Origin of the sequence: Euhalothece natronophila Z-M001 (assembly GCF_007904085.1) — a bacterium.
In the GTDB taxonomy this organism is placed as follows: Bacteria; Cyanobacteriota; Cyanobacteriia; order Cyanobacteriales; family Rubidibacteraceae; genus Halothece; species Halothece natronophila.
This window is the reverse complement of record NZ_CP042326.1, coordinates 437,705-452,941: the sequence shown is the minus strand read 5'-3', so window position 1 is coordinate 452,941 and position 15,237 is coordinate 437,705. Positions and strand designations below refer to the sequence as shown.

At 40.1% G+C, this 15,237-nt stretch carries 13 protein-coding genes and 1 pseudogene; 5 read left to right on the top strand and 9 right to left on the bottom strand.

Annotated elements, in window-relative coordinates:
* Nucleotides 1-206: 206 nt before the first annotated feature.
* Nucleotides 207-893 carry a NifB/NifX family molybdenum-iron cluster-binding protein gene (locus FRE64_RS02045; RefSeq protein WP_146294433.1) on the top strand — a complete coding sequence of 229 codons (687 nt, stop codon included), beginning with the start codon at nt 207-209 and terminating at the stop codon, nt 891-893.
* Nucleotides 894-950: 57 nt separating this feature from the next.
* Here the strand turns inward: FRE64_RS02045 and FRE64_RS02040 are convergent, their stop codons facing one another.
* The 6 genes from FRE64_RS02040 to FRE64_RS02015 all read right to left on the bottom strand — a co-directional run bounded on the left by FRE64_RS02040 (nt 951) and on the right by FRE64_RS02015 (nt 5,501).
* Entirely contained in the window at nt 951-1,733 is a 783-nt protein-coding gene (locus FRE64_RS02040) for a hypothetical protein (protein ID WP_146294432.1), read from the bottom strand.
* 133 nt (nt 1,734-1,866) lie between these two features.
* Nucleotides 1,867-3,234 (bottom strand): AMP-binding protein, encoded by a 1,368-nt coding sequence (locus FRE64_RS02035; RefSeq protein ID WP_146294431.1) that lies wholly within the window; start codon nt 3,232-3,234, stop codon nt 1,867-1,869.
* A 3-nt stretch (nt 3,235-3,237) separates the two neighbouring features.
* Nucleotides 3,238-4,152 (bottom strand): o-succinylbenzoate synthase, encoded by a 915-nt coding sequence (locus FRE64_RS02030; RefSeq protein ID WP_146294430.1) that lies wholly within the window; start codon nt 4,150-4,152, stop codon nt 3,238-3,240.
* A 51-nt stretch (nt 4,153-4,203) separates the two neighbouring features.
* Complete coding sequence (locus tag FRE64_RS02025; RefSeq protein WP_146294429.1) at nt 4,204-4,551, bottom strand: transposase; 348 nt, start codon at nt 4,549-4,551, stop codon at nt 4,204-4,206.
* 280 nt (nt 4,552-4,831) lie between these two features.
* A complete protein-coding gene (locus tag FRE64_RS02020; RefSeq protein WP_146294428.1) occupies nt 4,832-4,948 on the bottom strand; it encodes a photosystem I reaction center subunit VIII in 117 nt (38 codons plus the stop codon).
* A 46-nt stretch (nt 4,949-4,994) separates the two neighbouring features.
* Entirely contained in the window at nt 4,995-5,501 is a 507-nt protein-coding gene (locus FRE64_RS02015) for a photosystem I reaction center protein subunit XI (protein ID WP_146294427.1), read from the bottom strand.
* Between the two features lie 204 nt (nt 5,502-5,705).
* Between FRE64_RS02015 and psb32 the strand changes: the two genes are divergently transcribed.
* Nucleotides 5,706-6,434 carry a photosystem II repair protein Psb32 gene (gene psb32 / locus FRE64_RS02010; protein ID WP_146294426.1) on the top strand — a complete coding sequence of 243 codons (729 nt, stop codon included), beginning with the start codon at nt 5,706-5,708 and terminating at the stop codon, nt 6,432-6,434.
* Here psb32 and FRE64_RS02005 read toward each other — a convergent pair.
* A complete protein-coding gene (locus FRE64_RS02005; protein ID WP_146294425.1) occupies nt 6,431-6,823 on the bottom strand; it encodes a DUF4346 domain-containing protein in 393 nt (130 codons plus the stop codon). The two genes, psb32 and FRE64_RS02005, sit on opposite strands and share 4 nt — an antisense overlap.
* Nucleotides 6,824-6,866: 43 nt before the next feature.
* Here FRE64_RS02005 and FRE64_RS02000 point away from each other — a divergent pair, with 43 nt between their 5' ends.
* Both FRE64_RS02000 and FRE64_RS01995 read left to right on the top strand, forming a co-directional pair.
* The gene (locus FRE64_RS02000; RefSeq protein WP_146294424.1) at nt 6,867-8,300 is read left to right on the top strand and encodes a RecQ family ATP-dependent DNA helicase; all 1,434 of its coding nucleotides are present in this window, start codon (nt 6,867-6,869) and stop codon (nt 8,298-8,300) included.
* A 257-nt stretch (nt 8,301-8,557) separates the two neighbouring features.
* On the top strand, nt 8,558-10,036 hold the full coding sequence (locus FRE64_RS01995) for a sodium-dependent transporter (protein ID WP_146294423.1): 1,479 nt from the start codon (nt 8,558-8,560) through the stop codon (nt 10,034-10,036).
* A gap of 14 nt (nt 10,037-10,050) precedes the next feature.
* On the opposite strand, the pseudogene FRE64_RS01990 reads toward FRE64_RS01995, so the two are convergent.
* Nucleotides 10,051-10,386, bottom strand: a pseudogene (locus FRE64_RS01990) (zinc ribbon domain-containing protein); the annotation flags it as partial.
* 683 nt (nt 10,387-11,069) lie between these two features.
* Between FRE64_RS01990 and FRE64_RS01985 the strand changes: the two are divergent.
* Nucleotides 11,070-12,428 (top strand): pilus assembly PilX N-terminal domain-containing protein, encoded by a 1,359-nt coding sequence (locus tag FRE64_RS01985; RefSeq protein ID WP_146294422.1) that lies wholly within the window; start codon nt 11,070-11,072, stop codon nt 12,426-12,428.
* 40 nt (nt 12,429-12,468) lie between these two features.
* Here FRE64_RS01985 and clpB read toward each other — a convergent pair whose 3' ends face one another.
* Nucleotides 12,469-15,105 carry an ATP-dependent chaperone ClpB gene (gene clpB / locus FRE64_RS01980; protein ID WP_146294421.1) on the bottom strand — a complete coding sequence of 879 codons (2,637 nt, stop codon included), beginning with the start codon at nt 15,103-15,105 and terminating at the stop codon, nt 12,469-12,471.
* Nucleotides 15,106-15,237 lie beyond the last annotated feature (132 nt).

Genomic DNA, 15,237 nt, shown 5'->3' with positions numbered 1-15,237 from the left:
TTCAAGTTTGCCGTTAAACTCAGCAAAAAGACTCGTCTGTGATCCCAAAATAAATTTACAGACTGCACTCCTTTAGTGTTTCAAGCTTTGAGTACCTTCTTAATTAATTTAATGCCAGTAGAATATGTTTCTGTTTCAATATGATGCTGGTATTATACAATTTCAAAATTCTAGAGGTGTCGATCATCATGCCATCCCTTGAACCAATGACTCAATTTTCCAAAGAGGTTGCTTTAAGACTTACTTTAGCAATCAAAGTTTTATCTCAGTTTTCCCCTAAGACATTAATAGAAGGCTTACAGCTTCATTTCCAAACCGAACTTAGTGTCGATGTTCTCAATCAACTAACACTCGCAGATTTACAAGCCATAGTAGAAGGAGAGGAACAAAGTGGTGTCGAGGAAGCAGTGCCAATTTTACGCGGTGAAACAGTTAATTATCAAGACTGGTTCCCGATTGAGAAGCCAATAGAAAATTCCCAATCAATTCAAGTTGCCGTGTCTTCCAATAACCCTGAAAAGTTAGATGGGCATTTTGGTTCTTGCGATTATTATCTGATTTATCAATTAACACCAGAGACAATGCGATTAGTTGATGTTAGATTGGCCATTGAGTCTGAGTTAGCAAAAGAGAAAACTGCTTTCCGCGTTAACTTGATTAAAGATTGTGATATTGTCTATTTAGTTTCTATTGGAGGGCCAGCAGCGGCGAAAGTGATTCATGCCAATATTTATCCTTTGAAAAAAGAGGAAGGCGGTGAAGCAAGAGAATTTTTAGCTCAATTACAAAGCGCGATCGCGCAGTCTCCTCCTCCTTGGCTAGCGAAAATTTTGGGAGTTAGTGCAGACGAAAGACTTAAAAACTACGGTAAGACGGTAACTGCTGAAGAATAACTCATCATTTAAATATCATAGTTACTCTAGAAGAACCAAAATTACTATATAATAGAACTACCTAAAATAGCTGTTATAGTATAACTCGTTGACTAAATCATTAATTTTTTCTGGAGTGTTGTGTATTTTTGTTTCTAATTCCATTACTGTATTGCAGTCATGGCAATAATAAAGATTTGACCAAATGTGAAGTTTTTTATTAAAATCATTCGCATCTTCTAGCTCAATGATTTGCTGAGTTAGTTGGTCAATAGATTGTTTGATTGACTGAATTTCTTTAACTAATTTTTTATTATTTAAATAATTTAAAAACTGTATTAATACACTTAATGCAAAGTAAAACAAAATAATACCTAGTTCAGACAACAAAGAAATAAAAAATAAATAAGAAATAAGAAATAAGAATGGATAATCACTCCCTATTATAATCATCACAACTAAACCTACTAGCGCTAAAAATAAACAAGTAATGCCTACAATAATTAATAGGTATTTAAAAAAATTATTCATGTCATAATTCAAATTATCATTATTTGTCTTAATACTTTTAAGATAGTTTAATCGCTTCTCTTGTTTTTTCTTTGAATTAATTAATTGCTCTTTCTCTACTGGATTAACCAAACTCGTTTCATCTGGTATGTCTAAGTTAGATAATTGATAAGCTAAACGGGTTTGTGAATTTATCTTAATCTGATCACTTGATTTAACAATTTCATCAAAGCTAGGTTCTTTGGAAGAGGTTTGTTCATTTATATATATAGCTTCGGTTTCGGATTCAATAATTTTTTGTATATTCTGTATTTGATTAGACCAACAATTTATACAGGTGAAATCTGTCATTATTAATCTTAAATACTAAATACTTTAATGCGGATTATACCATAGCCAAGGTATAGCAATCCTACATCCATCAGTTGTAAACTTCCATCTTAGATCCGCTCTTTCAAAAGGGAGTTAGCGGGGAACGAAAGACTTAAAAACTATGGTAAGACGGTAACTCCTGAAGAATAACTTTTCCTTGTTTATTACGAGGAATTTCTCTAACACATCGCCAATGCTTGGGAATCTTATAATTACTAAGGTTCAACTTTAATTGTCTAATCATTTCTGTGATTATTGTTTCTTCCTCTTTTGGCACATAAAACGCTGTTACTACTTCTCCCCAATTTTCATCCTCTATTCCCAACACATATACATCTCTCACTAACCCCGTTGATAAAATCGCAACCTCCACTTCATCAGGAAAAACATTTTCCCCACCTGTAATAATTTTACGACTATTGCGACCGACAATATAAAGATATCCCTCGCTATCAAAATAGCCTAAGTCATCGGTAACAAATGCTTCTCGATTCCAATTAGAACCACCATAATAGCCTAAGCCTAGTGATTGACTTTGAATCGTAATTTTTCCTACTTCTCCTGTTGGTAACTTCTCCCCTGTTTCCCCGATTATCGAAATTTTGGCATGGGGTAAAACTTGACCCACACTATAATTCCCTACTAAAAAATCATTGGGTTTAAGGGTAACTACTTGGGAAGCGGTTTCGGTCATTCCATAGGTTAGCGCGATGGGAATGTTATAAGCTCTAGCAGTATCTAACAGACTTTTCCAAGGCGGCGCGCCTCCTAAAAGCACTGTTTTAAATTGAGATAACCAATTACCTGCTCCATAGTTAAGTAATCGTTGCAGTTGCGTTGGAACGAGAGAGAGAAAATACTCTTCTTGAGGGAAGGTTTCTAGTTTCTGAATTGTCTCTAAATCTTGATCGCGCCAAGCTGTCTCAATGGTTTTGTAAGAGTCAAGAAACAGATGTCCTCCACTTAGAAAACTTCGCATCAACTGCATTAAACCACTGACATGATAAAGGGGAAGCAGACAAAAACAGTTCACTGTCTCTTGATTAAAATACTGGCAAAAACCTTTTACTGAAGCACTTAGGGTTTCCCAACTGTGTCTAACAAAGCGAATATTTCCCGAAGAACCACCAGTGGGAATCATAATTGCAGCTTCCTTGGTGATAGTGACAGAGGTAATTGTTTCTAAACCCTTATCATTAAGAATAAAATTCGGTTTAACTTGTTCTAAAACCTGCTTCTCTTCCTGTTGTTTCCATTGAGGATTTCCTAAAAAAATCTTGCACTCTTTCTCAATTCCCACTAAGAAACCAGCGATCAACTGATAGGAATTTTGCGTATTTAAAAATAGTATTGACTTATTTTGTATTTTTTGGTATAGTCTAGATGTATGGGTGAAAAATGTGTCAGCATAAGGCTTAGGTAACGAATCCTCGCTAGTCCAAACCTTAAATTGTTTTTGAAGTTGCTGAAAAGAGGTCATAGCTCAACTTGATTTTTCAGAGAACCAGTGGTTAACCCCAAACCCTAAAGCGCGATGGGGAGAGAGTGTCGTAGCGAGTCGGAAAACAGCTTGTCTAGCTACAGAAGTTTCCATTACTGAAGATAAAACTAAATCAAGGGGATAGGTTTGGCATAATTGTCGGAGATAGTGAGGATATCCCGCGATCGCGCATTTTACCACAAATACTCCTCGCCATCCTTGTAAATAACAGGTTTCTAGTTGGGAGAGAGTTCCCACCGACTCATCCAAAGCGAGAACCGTCTGAAACCCCTTAGCCAGTTCCTGCATTTCCTGAAACTGAGAGGGAGGTAGCGGTTGTTCAATAAATTCCACTCGTCCAGACGCATCAGCAACTTTTAGCCATTGTTCCGCCTCACTAACCGTAAGTCCACCATTGGCATCAAGTCGCAATGTCATCTCTTCTGGAAGGATATTGATTAGCTGTTGAAACCATGCTAACTCCTCCTGTAAAGAAAACACCCCAATCTTCCATTTACAAGTCTTTTGCCCTTGTTCTTTCGCATAATGACATTTTTCTAAAGCCTTTTTTCCCGCAGGTAAGAGGTAACTTAAGGCGAAACCATCCTCTTCAATCTGAGTTGCAGTTAACCCCTTTAACGCTGACTCAAAAGCAAACTGACAAGCAGGGAACTGTTCAGGAATTTGATAAATCGCTGCTAAAGAAATGCCTTGAGAGAACTGAGAACAAAACTTTAAGGCTTCCTCATAGGTTTCCGAACCAAAACTTGGAAGTGGCGCAATTTCCCCATAACTAACTCTTCCCTGAGAATCTTCCAAAGCAATAATAATTCCCTTCCGTGTTTTCCATTCCCCCTGACTGGTTTGTAAGGGCTGACGAAAGGGACGATTATAGGGCGTAACCGATAGCTGATACATTAGTTATTAGTCATTGGTCATTAGAGACTGTTCCTAAAATAAACCTTAAGACTAAGCTGAAAACATAGCTAACCGTTTTAACATCAGGCGAGTCATGGCTACTTTGATGAGAGCTTCACTGATTTCTGGTAATTTCTCTGAATCAATAACTAAGCGTCGATTTTGAACCAGCCAAGCAAAGGTTCTTTCCACCACCCATCGTCGAGGAAGAACCTCAAACGCTTTACTCGAACGTTTGACAACTTCTACTTGGGCTTGAGTTAACTTCTCGACTGCCCTGCTAAAGTTGGGTCCTTGGTACCCAGCATCCACCCAAATTAAAGACAAGTTGGGGAGTTGGGATTCCACTTCTAGTAAAAGAGCCATTCCACCAACACGTTCGGTGCCTCTTGGCTTCACTAACGACAACTGCTAGGAGCAATCCCTGAGAATCTACCAAAATATGTCGTTTACGACCTTTAAGTCTGTAGGATAGGAGCGACGTTTCGTCATCTTCATAGCGAATCGTTGCATCTATTTCTAGTTCTAGTTTGAACTGTTTTGGTCAGCGATATGGCTCCGCCATTTGCCAAAGGCAATCGCGCCATTCTTTATATTTTCTTTAGGAACAGTCTCTAATGACTAATAAAAAATCCCCTCCCTAAATTAAGGAGAGGATGACCGCATTTGTTAATAACAACTAGGCATCAGACTCAATATGAATAAAGAGTAAGCCCATAACAACAGCAGGCATTAACCAGCCTACAACGGGAATGAGTATGTACGGTAAGAAAGATGCCGCGTAATCTCCAGACATATTAAACCTTCCTTGAATAAACAACAAAAAATGACAAATGGAACAATTAGTTAATCGTTCCTCGTAATATACTATCAACTACCGATAGATTTTCTAAAAGGAAATAGGCAACAAACGCGCCACCCATTGCACCGATAAAGAAGCCACCAGCAAACTGACTCCAACCTTGACGGGTTTTTAAGTTTTCGGGGGCGCGATGATCAAAGTATTGGGCTTCCGAATTATCTGCAGGAAAAGCCGCTAACCCATAAGCAGAAAGCCCAGCAGTTGCGACTAAAATTAAGGCAATAGCAGAGATTAAGCCACCTAAATAAGCATAGCCATCGCTATCCCGTAATGGACCGAGTAATGTCCAAGGGCCAACGAGAAAATAACCATGGGCCATGCCAATTTCTAACCCACGTAGTAAAGGAGAAATTCCTTCACGATACGCTGGGAGGTTATTAATAAAAGTACGAGTTAAACCAGAATCAGAAATTGGTGTGGAAAGATGTCCCATGTAAACATCATTGTTATAAGGTTGGATGTATTCCATATTTTTAGTTTCAGCCATCGGCAAGTTTTCCCCTTCTCTGTAACAATAAAGTGATTGGGTGAATCGCTTATATTTTACGCAGAGACGGTACGATAAATTTAATTCTGGGTCTAAGCGTTAAAAAAGTTTATTAAATTCCCAGTAAAACTTTAGAAAATTCCGTCCTGCTTCCGTTATAAGATGTAACATAAATTGCCAGCATATCAAGCAAAAGTTAAAGTTATGTCACAACTTCTGCAACAAATTGCAATAAAACTCAAATTTACCCAGAAACTCTTGTTAAGAGTAGTCATTCCTTGCTTGCTATTATTTTTCGTTGTAACTCCTGTTCACGCTGCCACGAGTCCTCAAGATATTCCTGATATCAGTGGCGATGACTCAGTGGCTGTAGTTGACCAAGCAGAAGTCATCAGCCGCATTAATGAGGGAAAACTCAATGAAGTTTTACAAGATATTTCTGAGAATACAGGAACCGATGTTAAATTAGTCGTCATTCGTCGTCTCAACTATGGGGAAACTGTAGATAGCTTTGCTGATGAGTTATTTAATCAGTGGTATCCCACCCCAGAAGAACAAGCAGACAAAGTGTTATTAGTGTTTGATACGATTACAAACAACGCCACAATTCGTGTCGGTGAAGGCTTAAAAGATCGTCTCTCAGAAGAAATTGCAGAAAGTGTCGTTGATGATACAATCGGTGTTCCCATTCGAGAGGATAATAAGTATAATCAAGCTTTCTTAAATGCTAGTAATCGTTTAGCGATGGTTTTAGCTGGTGAACCTGACCCGGGTCCACCAGAGGTGAAGGATGATCTAAATGTAGAAAGCACCTTTACCAAAGCAGAAGAGACCGACACTGAAAGTTCTACTGTTTGGGTCGTCGGTTTGCTTGTTGTTGCCACAATTATCCCTATGGCAACTTATTTTGCCTATGTTCTCTTGACCAACTAGTCTTGGATGTATTCACTGCCTTGTTCCAGTGCAATTTCCGCTCTCAGGAATTCTCGCCCTAGATAAGCCGCATGGTTAAAATGGGTCACTGGACAGGGTTGTGTTTCTTCAAATAGTTGGACACAAAGCTCTTTTGCCGTGCGTCCACTATAAATTGTAGTGGCAACTTGATCATTGTCTTGGCATTTAGCAGATAACCTTTCTCCTGTTTCGGGGTGAAGGGCAAATCCTTCGTCATCAACGAGATTGTTATAGTGTTTGGCGCAAATTAAGCCTTCCTCGCGATCAAGGTAGATAATGAAATAGCCACCCGGATCAAGGTTAATGTGACGTTTAGACAGTTCGTTATCAATTGCGGTTCGATTAATTGCAGTTTTCATTTCACTCATAGATATTTTCTATTGTATTCTCTTTTATTTAGTTTAAAGGTTTATGGACTGGTGGCAAGTGCGCGATCGCGCAAAGGCAATTTGGGGATATGATCAATTCCGCCCACCGCAGGGGGAAATTATTGCTTGTTTATTGCAAGGAAAGGATGCGTTAGTGGTTTTACCCACAGGTGGCGGTAAATCCTTATGCTTTCAATTACCAGCGCTTTTACAACAAGGATTAACCTTAGTAGTATCGCCGTTAGTGGCGTTAATGGAAAATCAAGTTCAAGAATTACAGCAACATCAATTAGCGGCGGCTTCCTTTCATAGTGAAGTACCACGGGGGCAACAAAAAAAGATTTTACAACAATTAGAAAAGCAACAATTAAGACTGTTATATCTGTCTCCAGAAAGTTTGTTTAGTCCTTCAATTTGGGAACGATTAATCGCCCCGAGGTTGATGATTAACGGCTTAATTTTAGATGAAGCCCATTGTCTGGTACAGTGGGGAGAAACGTTTCGCCCTGCCTATCGCCGTTTAGGGGGAGTCAGACAAGCTTTATTAACAGAGAAACCAGACTCGAATCCCATCGCAGTTGCCGCCTTTACTGCAACGGCTGATCCTGAAGCCTGTGAGACGATTGAAAGCTGTTTACGACTTAACACGCCCACTTACTTCCAACAAAGCCCTTATCGGCCAAATTTACGGCTAAAGGTAAAACAAGTTTGTACTCCAGCGCAACGAAAACAGCAATTATTAAAGTTTATTCAACCGCAACAAGCAGGATTAATCTATGCGCGATCGCGCTCTGTGACAGAAACTCTAAGCAAATGGTTAAAGGAAAAAGGATATCAGAGTGCTGCTTATCATGCGGGATTAAGTGCAACCGAACGTCGTTACATTGAACAGCAATGGCTAACAGGAAACCTACAATTCGTCATTGCTACTTCTGCATTTGGAATGGGGATTAACAAAGCTAATTTGCGCTGGGTAATACACTATCAACCCCCCTTATTACTCTCAGAATACGTCCAAGAAATTGGGCGCGGTGGAAGAGATGGTAAAATTGCCTATGCTTTAACTTTAGTGAGTGAACCCACAGGCTTACTTTATCCTGAAGATAAACAAAGACAACGGTATTTCATTCAGAAGCTACGTCAGCAATACCAAAAAGCGCAGCAACTGCGAAAACAAATTCCAAAAGAAGGAAATATTCGTACAGTGGAAGCTATGTCACCTCAGGGATTAACCACCCTTTCTCTCCTTCATAGCATCGGAGAATTAGAATGGCTGAATCCGTTTTACTATCGGTTATTACCTGCTTCTGAGATCAAACAATCAACACCCAAATTATTAACCCAACCGCGAAAAATGGAAGCCTATTTGAGAACTCAAAACTGTCGGTGGCAATTTTTACTAAGGGAATTTGGGTTTAAGCAAGAAGCAGAAAATTTCCGTTGTGGAAACTGCGATCGCTGTTTATCGCAAATGTGAAGTTTTCCTTGGTAATCTTATAACTAATCAATAATCAATTCGTTGCCGCAACATAAACTGGTTAAAACTAGTATTATTCCCACAAAAGTTATCAATTATGGAATAATGAAAATTGCTGATATTAAAGAATAAAATTTAATAATGATCTTCCTTTTCTTGAGAAACCATTTATTCTATATTAATCTAAAATAGAATGAACTAAAACAGTTAATTACAAGTGTTAAATTACTGAAAAACTAATTAAGGGAGAGAAAAATATGGCTCGTCAAAAATGGGCTTCTCGAACCGTCTTTATTTTAGCCGCTGTGGGATCAGCAGTGGGCTTAGGAAACGTTTGGCGTTTTCCCTATCTTGCTGCCAGACACGGTGGTGGGGCATTTTTAGTTCCTTATCTAATTGCCTTACTTATTGTCGGAATACCGCTTTTAACCCTAGAAATTGGCTTAGGTCAAACTAAACAAAGAGGAGCAATTGGTTCATTTCGCAGAGTCACCTCTAATTTTGGTGGACTGGGAGTTTTAGCTCTCCTTTCGGCATTTCTGATTGTCTCTTATTATGCTGTTGTTATGGCCTGGTCAGTCATTTATTTCTTTGCCTCTTTTGGCGTAAATTGGGCTGACAATTCAGAGGGTTACTTTTTTGAAGAAGTCCTACAAGTAACCGATAGTGTGGGTGAAATTGGGGGATTAAACCTTCCTATCTTTTTCGCTCTAATTTTAGTTTGGGTGCTGACCTATTTTTGTGTTTGGCAAGGCACTCAAAGTGTCGGAAAAGTGGTGCTATTTAGTGTTCCACTCCCTGTCATTTTATTAGTGGCATTATTAATTCGAGCGGTAACATTAGACGGATTTTTAGATGGCTGGGCACTGTATCTAATGCCCGAGTGGGAAGCAATGTTAGATCCTGAAGTTTGGACAGCTGCTTTTGCCCAAATCTTTTTTACCCTCACGTTAGGCTTTGGAGCGATGATTACGTATGCCAGTTATCGTGATACTGGCGAAGATATTGTTCAAGATAGTTGGATTACTGCTCTTTTAAATAGTGGCGTAAGTTTATTTGCAGGGTTCGTCGTCTTTGGCGTGTTAGGGTATATGGCAACTCAAACCGATGTTCCTTTAGAAGAGTTAGCTCAAGAAAGTGGTCCGGGGTTAGCATTTGTAGTGTTTCCAGAGGCATTAAGCCTAATGCCTTTACCTTGGTTATTTAGCCTATTCTTCTTTATCATGCTCTTTACCTTGGGCATTGATAGTGCCTTTTCTCTTGTGGAAGCAGTAATTGCTGCTTTTACAGATCGCTATGAAGACTTAAAAATTCCTAAAGTTGCCTTTGCTGTGTGTTTAGTGGGCTTTTTAGCAGGGATTCTTTACACCACTCGCGCGGGGCTTTATTTTCTGGATATTATGGATCACTTTGTCACCAACTATAACCTAGTTTTAGTTGGGATTTGTCAATGTCTTTTAATTGGCTGGATTTATGGCGCAGAAAAGCTACGTCGTGAAATTAATGAGGCAAGTAATTGGACGTTAGGAAAATGGTGGAACTGGATGATTAAATATGTCATTGTCATTGTTTTAGCCATTCTCTTAGCAACGCAATTCCATAATGATCTCACTAGCCCCTATGAAGATTATCCTGCTTGGGCTCTCGGTATTGGCTGGTTAGGAGTTATTATTCCGTTTGGGATCTTTATTGGCTTGATCATCAAAGATAAAAAGGAACTCAAAGAAGAAAAGTGAACTACGCAAAGCCACTACGTTGAGCTTTGCGCTTCCTGCCCAACAGACTGCGACACAGTAGAAGTCTTACGACCTCTACTATCTCGACTTACATCTGGGCGACAGGCGGTCTCCCCCGTTCCAGAGGTGCGGAATGCACCGTCGCATTCCTGCGGGAATCCAATTCCCGCAGGGTCGGCGGTCAAAATTCGCAGTGCTTCGTCTCTGATATTTATAGCAGCGTTGATGTCTCGGTCGTGTTCTGTACCGCACTTCTCACACCGCCAATTCCTTACATCAAGTGGAAGGCTTCTTACTTGATTTAAGCAAACATGACAAGTTTTAGAACTTGGGAAGAAACGATCAATCTTTGGTCGCTCTCAACATGATTCAACAAAACTTTTAGTGATAAAACAACTCTAACACAAAATTATTGGTTTGTGTTCTAAGTTCGCTATCATGAGGGGCTGTGGGCGCCCTTCGGTGCGGGCTTCTTGCGTTCTGGGGAAACCCCAGAACTAAGCCCTTAGAATCGCATTCCGTCCTCACTTCGCTCCGGTTTATAAGCCCCGTCCCCAATTCGCTTTGCTGAAATTGGGGACTTCTCGCTCACACTCTGTTAAATTGGACTACTATAACGGGAGATTTTTCCCACTGCTGATAATAGCAATATGTCATCAGGGGCTGATTTAGAGTAGGGTAAGTCTGTGATTCTCTTACACTTTTTCTAATCTCTAGCAGGAAAACAAGTTTCTGTGGCTGATTCTGTTGATGATGCGATCAGCTTCATTCATCGCTTACTCCCGCAACGTTGAAATGAACCTCGGCTTCTTGTCCTTTAAATTCTTATAATTGAATTAAGAAGCAGTTCCTAACTATAAGTTTTGAAATTAAGAGTCAAGTTCTACGTATTTTTAAGGATATTTTTTTAGCCTCTTTTTAAAAAATCCGCAGTTTTAATGATTAATGAAAAATCACAGTTTTATTTTTAAAAATGTATAATGTCAATATAGAGAATAAATGGATTTAAAAAACTTAATATAAAAACTCTATTATGAATAATAAAGCCCTGCAAATTTACTTAAAAGTCTTTTCTTTGTCTAAGTCTGGAGAAAAAAATCAAGGATTTGTTTTACCGATGATGATAGGCTTAGGGCTAATTATGACCTTGGTAGGTCTAACAATGATTGGTCGTTCCAGTGATGAACAAATGCGTTCCATTTCACAAGCCCAAACTTCACAAGCATTAGCCTCTGCAGAAACAGGGGTAACACGAGTCATGAATTTTTTAAATAATGTACGACCTCTTGCGAATAGAAATTTAGATGAATGGGAAAATAGATATGATGAGGTTGGAGATATTGCAAGAGCCTGTGGTGAAGATATTGACGATATTTTAAATGCCTATACTGGGAATAATTGGATTGACATTAACAATGGGCGCGATCGATTTCGGGTAAATGACTATCAATATCTGGGGGGGGAGGGACTTTTAAGTATTGAAGCGCAAGCTAACTTTAATCAAAATCCTTCCAGCGCTGCATTGGATGTGACTATTCCCGTTCAGCCTGTTGAAGATGGCGCTCCTGGGTTATATGTCAATAAAGCTAACTTATCAAATAACCAAATTGAAGGCAATTTACTTTTACGTGATTGCGATTTAGATTCTGAGGATAGCGACATTAATCTAGAGAACATTAAGAAGGGTGATGCAAAAGCTGATCCTTTGGCAGAATTTCCACCTCTACCGAAACTGCCTGATGTTTATAATGAATTCAACAATGGAATCACCTCTTCCAGTTTTAGTGGCAATGATAGAACGCTACAGTTACCACGTTCTGATGATAAGGCAGATGCCAACAATGTCTATCATTATCTCCTTGGTACAACCGGTGGTAACAACGGTAATTCGATCAACTTAAGGGGAGGGGGTAGAGAAATCATAATTACACCGGGTGAGAAAGTAAGGTTTTATCTGCAAGGCAATGTTGATATGAAGGGTAATGCCAGACTTATACATGACTGCGACGATGTTAAAGATTGCAAGCCCGAGAATTTCCAGATTTACGGTGGTGATGGTTCAGATACATATAAAGATGGAAAAACAAAAAGCTTTTGTTTAAGCGGTGGTTCCACTGTAGATGCTTTTATTTTTGCTCCAGAAGCAAATGTAGCAGTTAATGGAGGAGCAAATAACGAGGCAAATGATGGTACTAATGATACCAGTGGTCAAGGAATTACTGGAAGTGTTTGGGCGAAAAGCTGGAATCAGGATCCCGACGGAAATAACTGTGGTTCTAATACTGGAAAAGTCCTTGTTACTCAAAATGCTGACTGGACAAAATTAGACATTGATGCGCCAAGAAGAATTGCTCCTGCTACCCGATGGGAACGGAAAAGTGTAGAAAAATAATCAATAAAAAGGGAGAAGGTTTACCCTCTCCCCTTAAGACTTAACTTGCTTCTGCTGACATTAAATCGGCATTCACATCAGGGAGTCGCTTCAAAGAGAGGCGTTCATCGGAGACATCAGCAAAGATGGTATCTCCTTCGCTAAACTCTCCTCTTAGTAAGGACTTGGCAATGGGAGTTTCGAGATAACGTTGCACAGCACGGCGTAATGGTCGCGCTCCATAAACGGGATCATAACCAACATCAGCGAGGAAGTCTAGAGCCTCTTCTGAGAGTTTGAGAGACAGTTTTTGTTCACTGAGACGATTTTCAAGATATTGGGTTTGTAAGCGGACAATTTGCCGTAATTCATCTCGTTGTAAGGCGTGGAAGATGATCATTTCATCAATACGGTTGAGAAATTCGGGGCGGAAGTTATCTCGCATGGCATTCATAACGCGATCGCGCATTTCTTCATATCGCGAGTCATCCCCAGAAACATCTAAAATCAAGTCTGAGCCAATATTGCTGGTCATAATGATAATCGTGTTCTTAAAGTCCACATTTCGCCCTTGGGCATCGGTGAGACGACCATCATCAAGAATTTGCAGCATGATATTAAACACATCAGGATGGGCTTTTTCAATTTCATCAAAGAGAATCACCGCATAAGGGCGACGGCGGATGGGTTCCGTGAGTTGTCCCCCTTCTTCATAGCCCACATATCCTGGAGGTGCGCCAATAAGACGGGCAACCGAGTGTTTCTCCATATATTCGGACATATCCACCCGTACTAGGGCACTTTCTGTGTCAAAGAGGTTAGACGCAAGGGCTTTGGCTAATTCCGTTTTACCGACTCCTGTGGGACCAAGGAAGATAAAGCTAGAGGTGGGACGATTGGGATCCGCTAACCCAGCGCGCGATCGCTGTATGGCATCAGCAACGGCAGTTACTGCTTCATTTTGCCCAATTACCCGTTGATGTAACTCTTGTTCTAAGTACAGCAGTTTTTCTTTCTCAGAAGCCATTAACTTACTAATGGGAATCCCTGTCCACTTGGAGATAATTTCGGCAACATCCGCTTCTGCCACTTCTTCTCGTAACAGGGTACGCCCACTACTTTGCATCTGTTCTAATTTCTCTTCTGCTTCTTGACGCTGTCGTTGTAATTCTGTGAGACGACCATAGCGCAATTCTGCTGCCCGATTGAGATCATAATCTCGTTCGGCTTGTTGGATTTCGATATTAACTTGGTCAATGGTTTCCTTGATGCTGCGAATTTCGTCAATAACTTCTTTTTCCGATTGCCATTGGGCGTTGAGTTCGTCTTGTTCTTCTTTGAGATCTGCAAGTTCTTTATCAAGGGTTTCCAGGCGTTCTTTAGAAGCCGTATCCTCTTCTTTTTCTAAAGAGAGGCGTTCCATTTCTAATTGCAGGACTTTACGCTCAAGTTCGTCTAATTCCTCAGGTTTGGAGGTAATCTCCATTTTTAGTTTTGCCGCTGCTTCATCGACTAAGTCAATGGCTTTGTCAGGGAGAAATCTGTCACTAATATACCGATCTGATAACGTCGCTGCCGCCACTAAGCAACGGTCAGAAATTTTTACCCCGTGATGGACTTCATAGCGTTCTTTTAATCCCCGTAAAATGGAAATGGTATCGGTAACATTCGGTTCATCTACATAAACCGCTTGAAAACGCCGTTCTAAGGCAGCATCTTTTTCGATGTTTTCTCGATACTCATCAAGAGTGGTTGCCCCGATACAGCGCAATTCTCCCCGTGCTAACATCGGTTTTAATAAGTTACCAGCATCCATGGCTCCTTGGGTTGCTCCTGCACCAACTACGGTGTGAATCTCATCAATAAACATGATGATTTGTCCTTCCGCGTCGGTGACTTCTTTGAGAACTGCTTTCAGACGTTCTTCAAATTCCCCACGATATTTTGCCCCTGCGACTAATGCTCCCATATCAAGGGAAATTAAACGCCGATCGCGCAATGATTCTGGCACATCCCGACTGACAATGCGTTGCGCTAATCCTTCCACAATGGCAGTTTTACCCACACCTGGTTCCCCAATTAACACAGGGTTATTTTTCGTGCGACGAGATAAAATTTGCACAGTGCGGCGGATCTCGTCATCTCGTCCAATCACAGGATCAAGTTTCCCTTGACGCGCCCATTCTGTTAAATCCCGTCCATATTTTTGTAGGGCTTCATATTTCCCTTCTGGATTTTGATCTGTGACTTTTTGCGATCCTCGAATTTCTTTAATAATCTCTTTCAGCTTCTCTTCATTGAGTCCAAATTCCTTGTAAAGCTGCTTCCCAAAGCGATCATCTTTGGCAAACGCTAGAATCAGGTGTTCAATAGAGATATATTCGTCTTCAAGAGTGGTACGATAATTTTCAGCGCGATCAAACAGGGAATCTAAACTGCGCCCAAGATAGATTGATCCCCCTGTATTGGAGATTTTCGGTTGTCTAGAAATAAACTCATCCGCGCGATCGCGCATTTTTTGGGTATCAATCCCTGCTTTACTGAAAACACTGGCAGCAAGCCCATCTTGCTCTAACAACGACTTAAGCAAGTGTTCACTTTCGATTTGTTGTTGCTGGTTTTGTTTGGCTAAATCTGGAAGTCGCACAATCGCTTCCCACGCCTTTTCCGTAAATTGATTCGGATTGGTTGGTTGCATATTTTTTACCTCCTGTAACAGGATTCATAAAGTTTTTTATAGGTCATTTATTATTGATCTTAATGATTTTGGTAGTAATTATCTGGCTGAAAACCCTACTTTCTAGGGGTGGGTTTCAACATTAGAAAAACA

Bases quoted from the DNA above. Each gene is read 5' to 3' on its own strand.
- FRE64_RS02045 (WP_146294433.1), top strand. From the start codon at position 207: ATGACTCAATTTTCCAAAGAGGTTGCTTTAAGACTTACTTTAGCAATC.
- FRE64_RS02040 (WP_146294432.1), bottom strand. From the start codon at position 1,733: ATGACAGATTTCACCTGTATAAATTGTTGGTCTAATCAAATACAGAAT.
- FRE64_RS02035 (WP_146294431.1), bottom strand. From the start codon at position 3,234: ATGACCTCTTTTCAGCAACTTCAAAAACAATTTAAGGTTTGGACTAGC.
- FRE64_RS02030 (WP_146294430.1), bottom strand. From the start codon at position 4,152: ATGTATCAGCTATCGGTTACGCCCTATAATCGTCCCTTTCGTCAGCCC.
- FRE64_RS02020 (WP_146294428.1), bottom strand. From the start codon at position 4,948: ATGTCTGGAGATTACGCGGCATCTTTCTTACCGTACATACTCATTCCC.
- FRE64_RS02015 (WP_146294427.1), bottom strand. From the start codon at position 5,501: ATGGCTGAAACTAAAAATATGGAATACATCCAACCTTATAACAATGAT.
- psb32 (WP_146294426.1), top strand. From the start codon at position 5,706: ATGTCACAACTTCTGCAACAAATTGCAATAAAACTCAAATTTACCCAG.
- FRE64_RS02005 (WP_146294425.1), bottom strand. From the start codon at position 6,823: ATGAGTGAAATGAAAACTGCAATTAATCGAACCGCAATTGATAACGAA.
- FRE64_RS02000 (WP_146294424.1), top strand. From the start codon at position 6,867: ATGGACTGGTGGCAAGTGCGCGATCGCGCAAAGGCAATTTGGGGATAT.
- FRE64_RS01995 (WP_146294423.1), top strand. From the start codon at position 8,558: ATGGCTCGTCAAAAATGGGCTTCTCGAACCGTCTTTATTTTAGCCGCT.
- FRE64_RS01985 (WP_146294422.1), top strand. From the start codon at position 11,070: ATGAATAATAAAGCCCTGCAAATTTACTTAAAAGTCTTTTCTTTGTCT.
- clpB (WP_146294421.1), bottom strand. From the start codon at position 15,105: ATGCAACCAACCAATCCGAATCAATTTACGGAAAAGGCGTGGGAAGCG.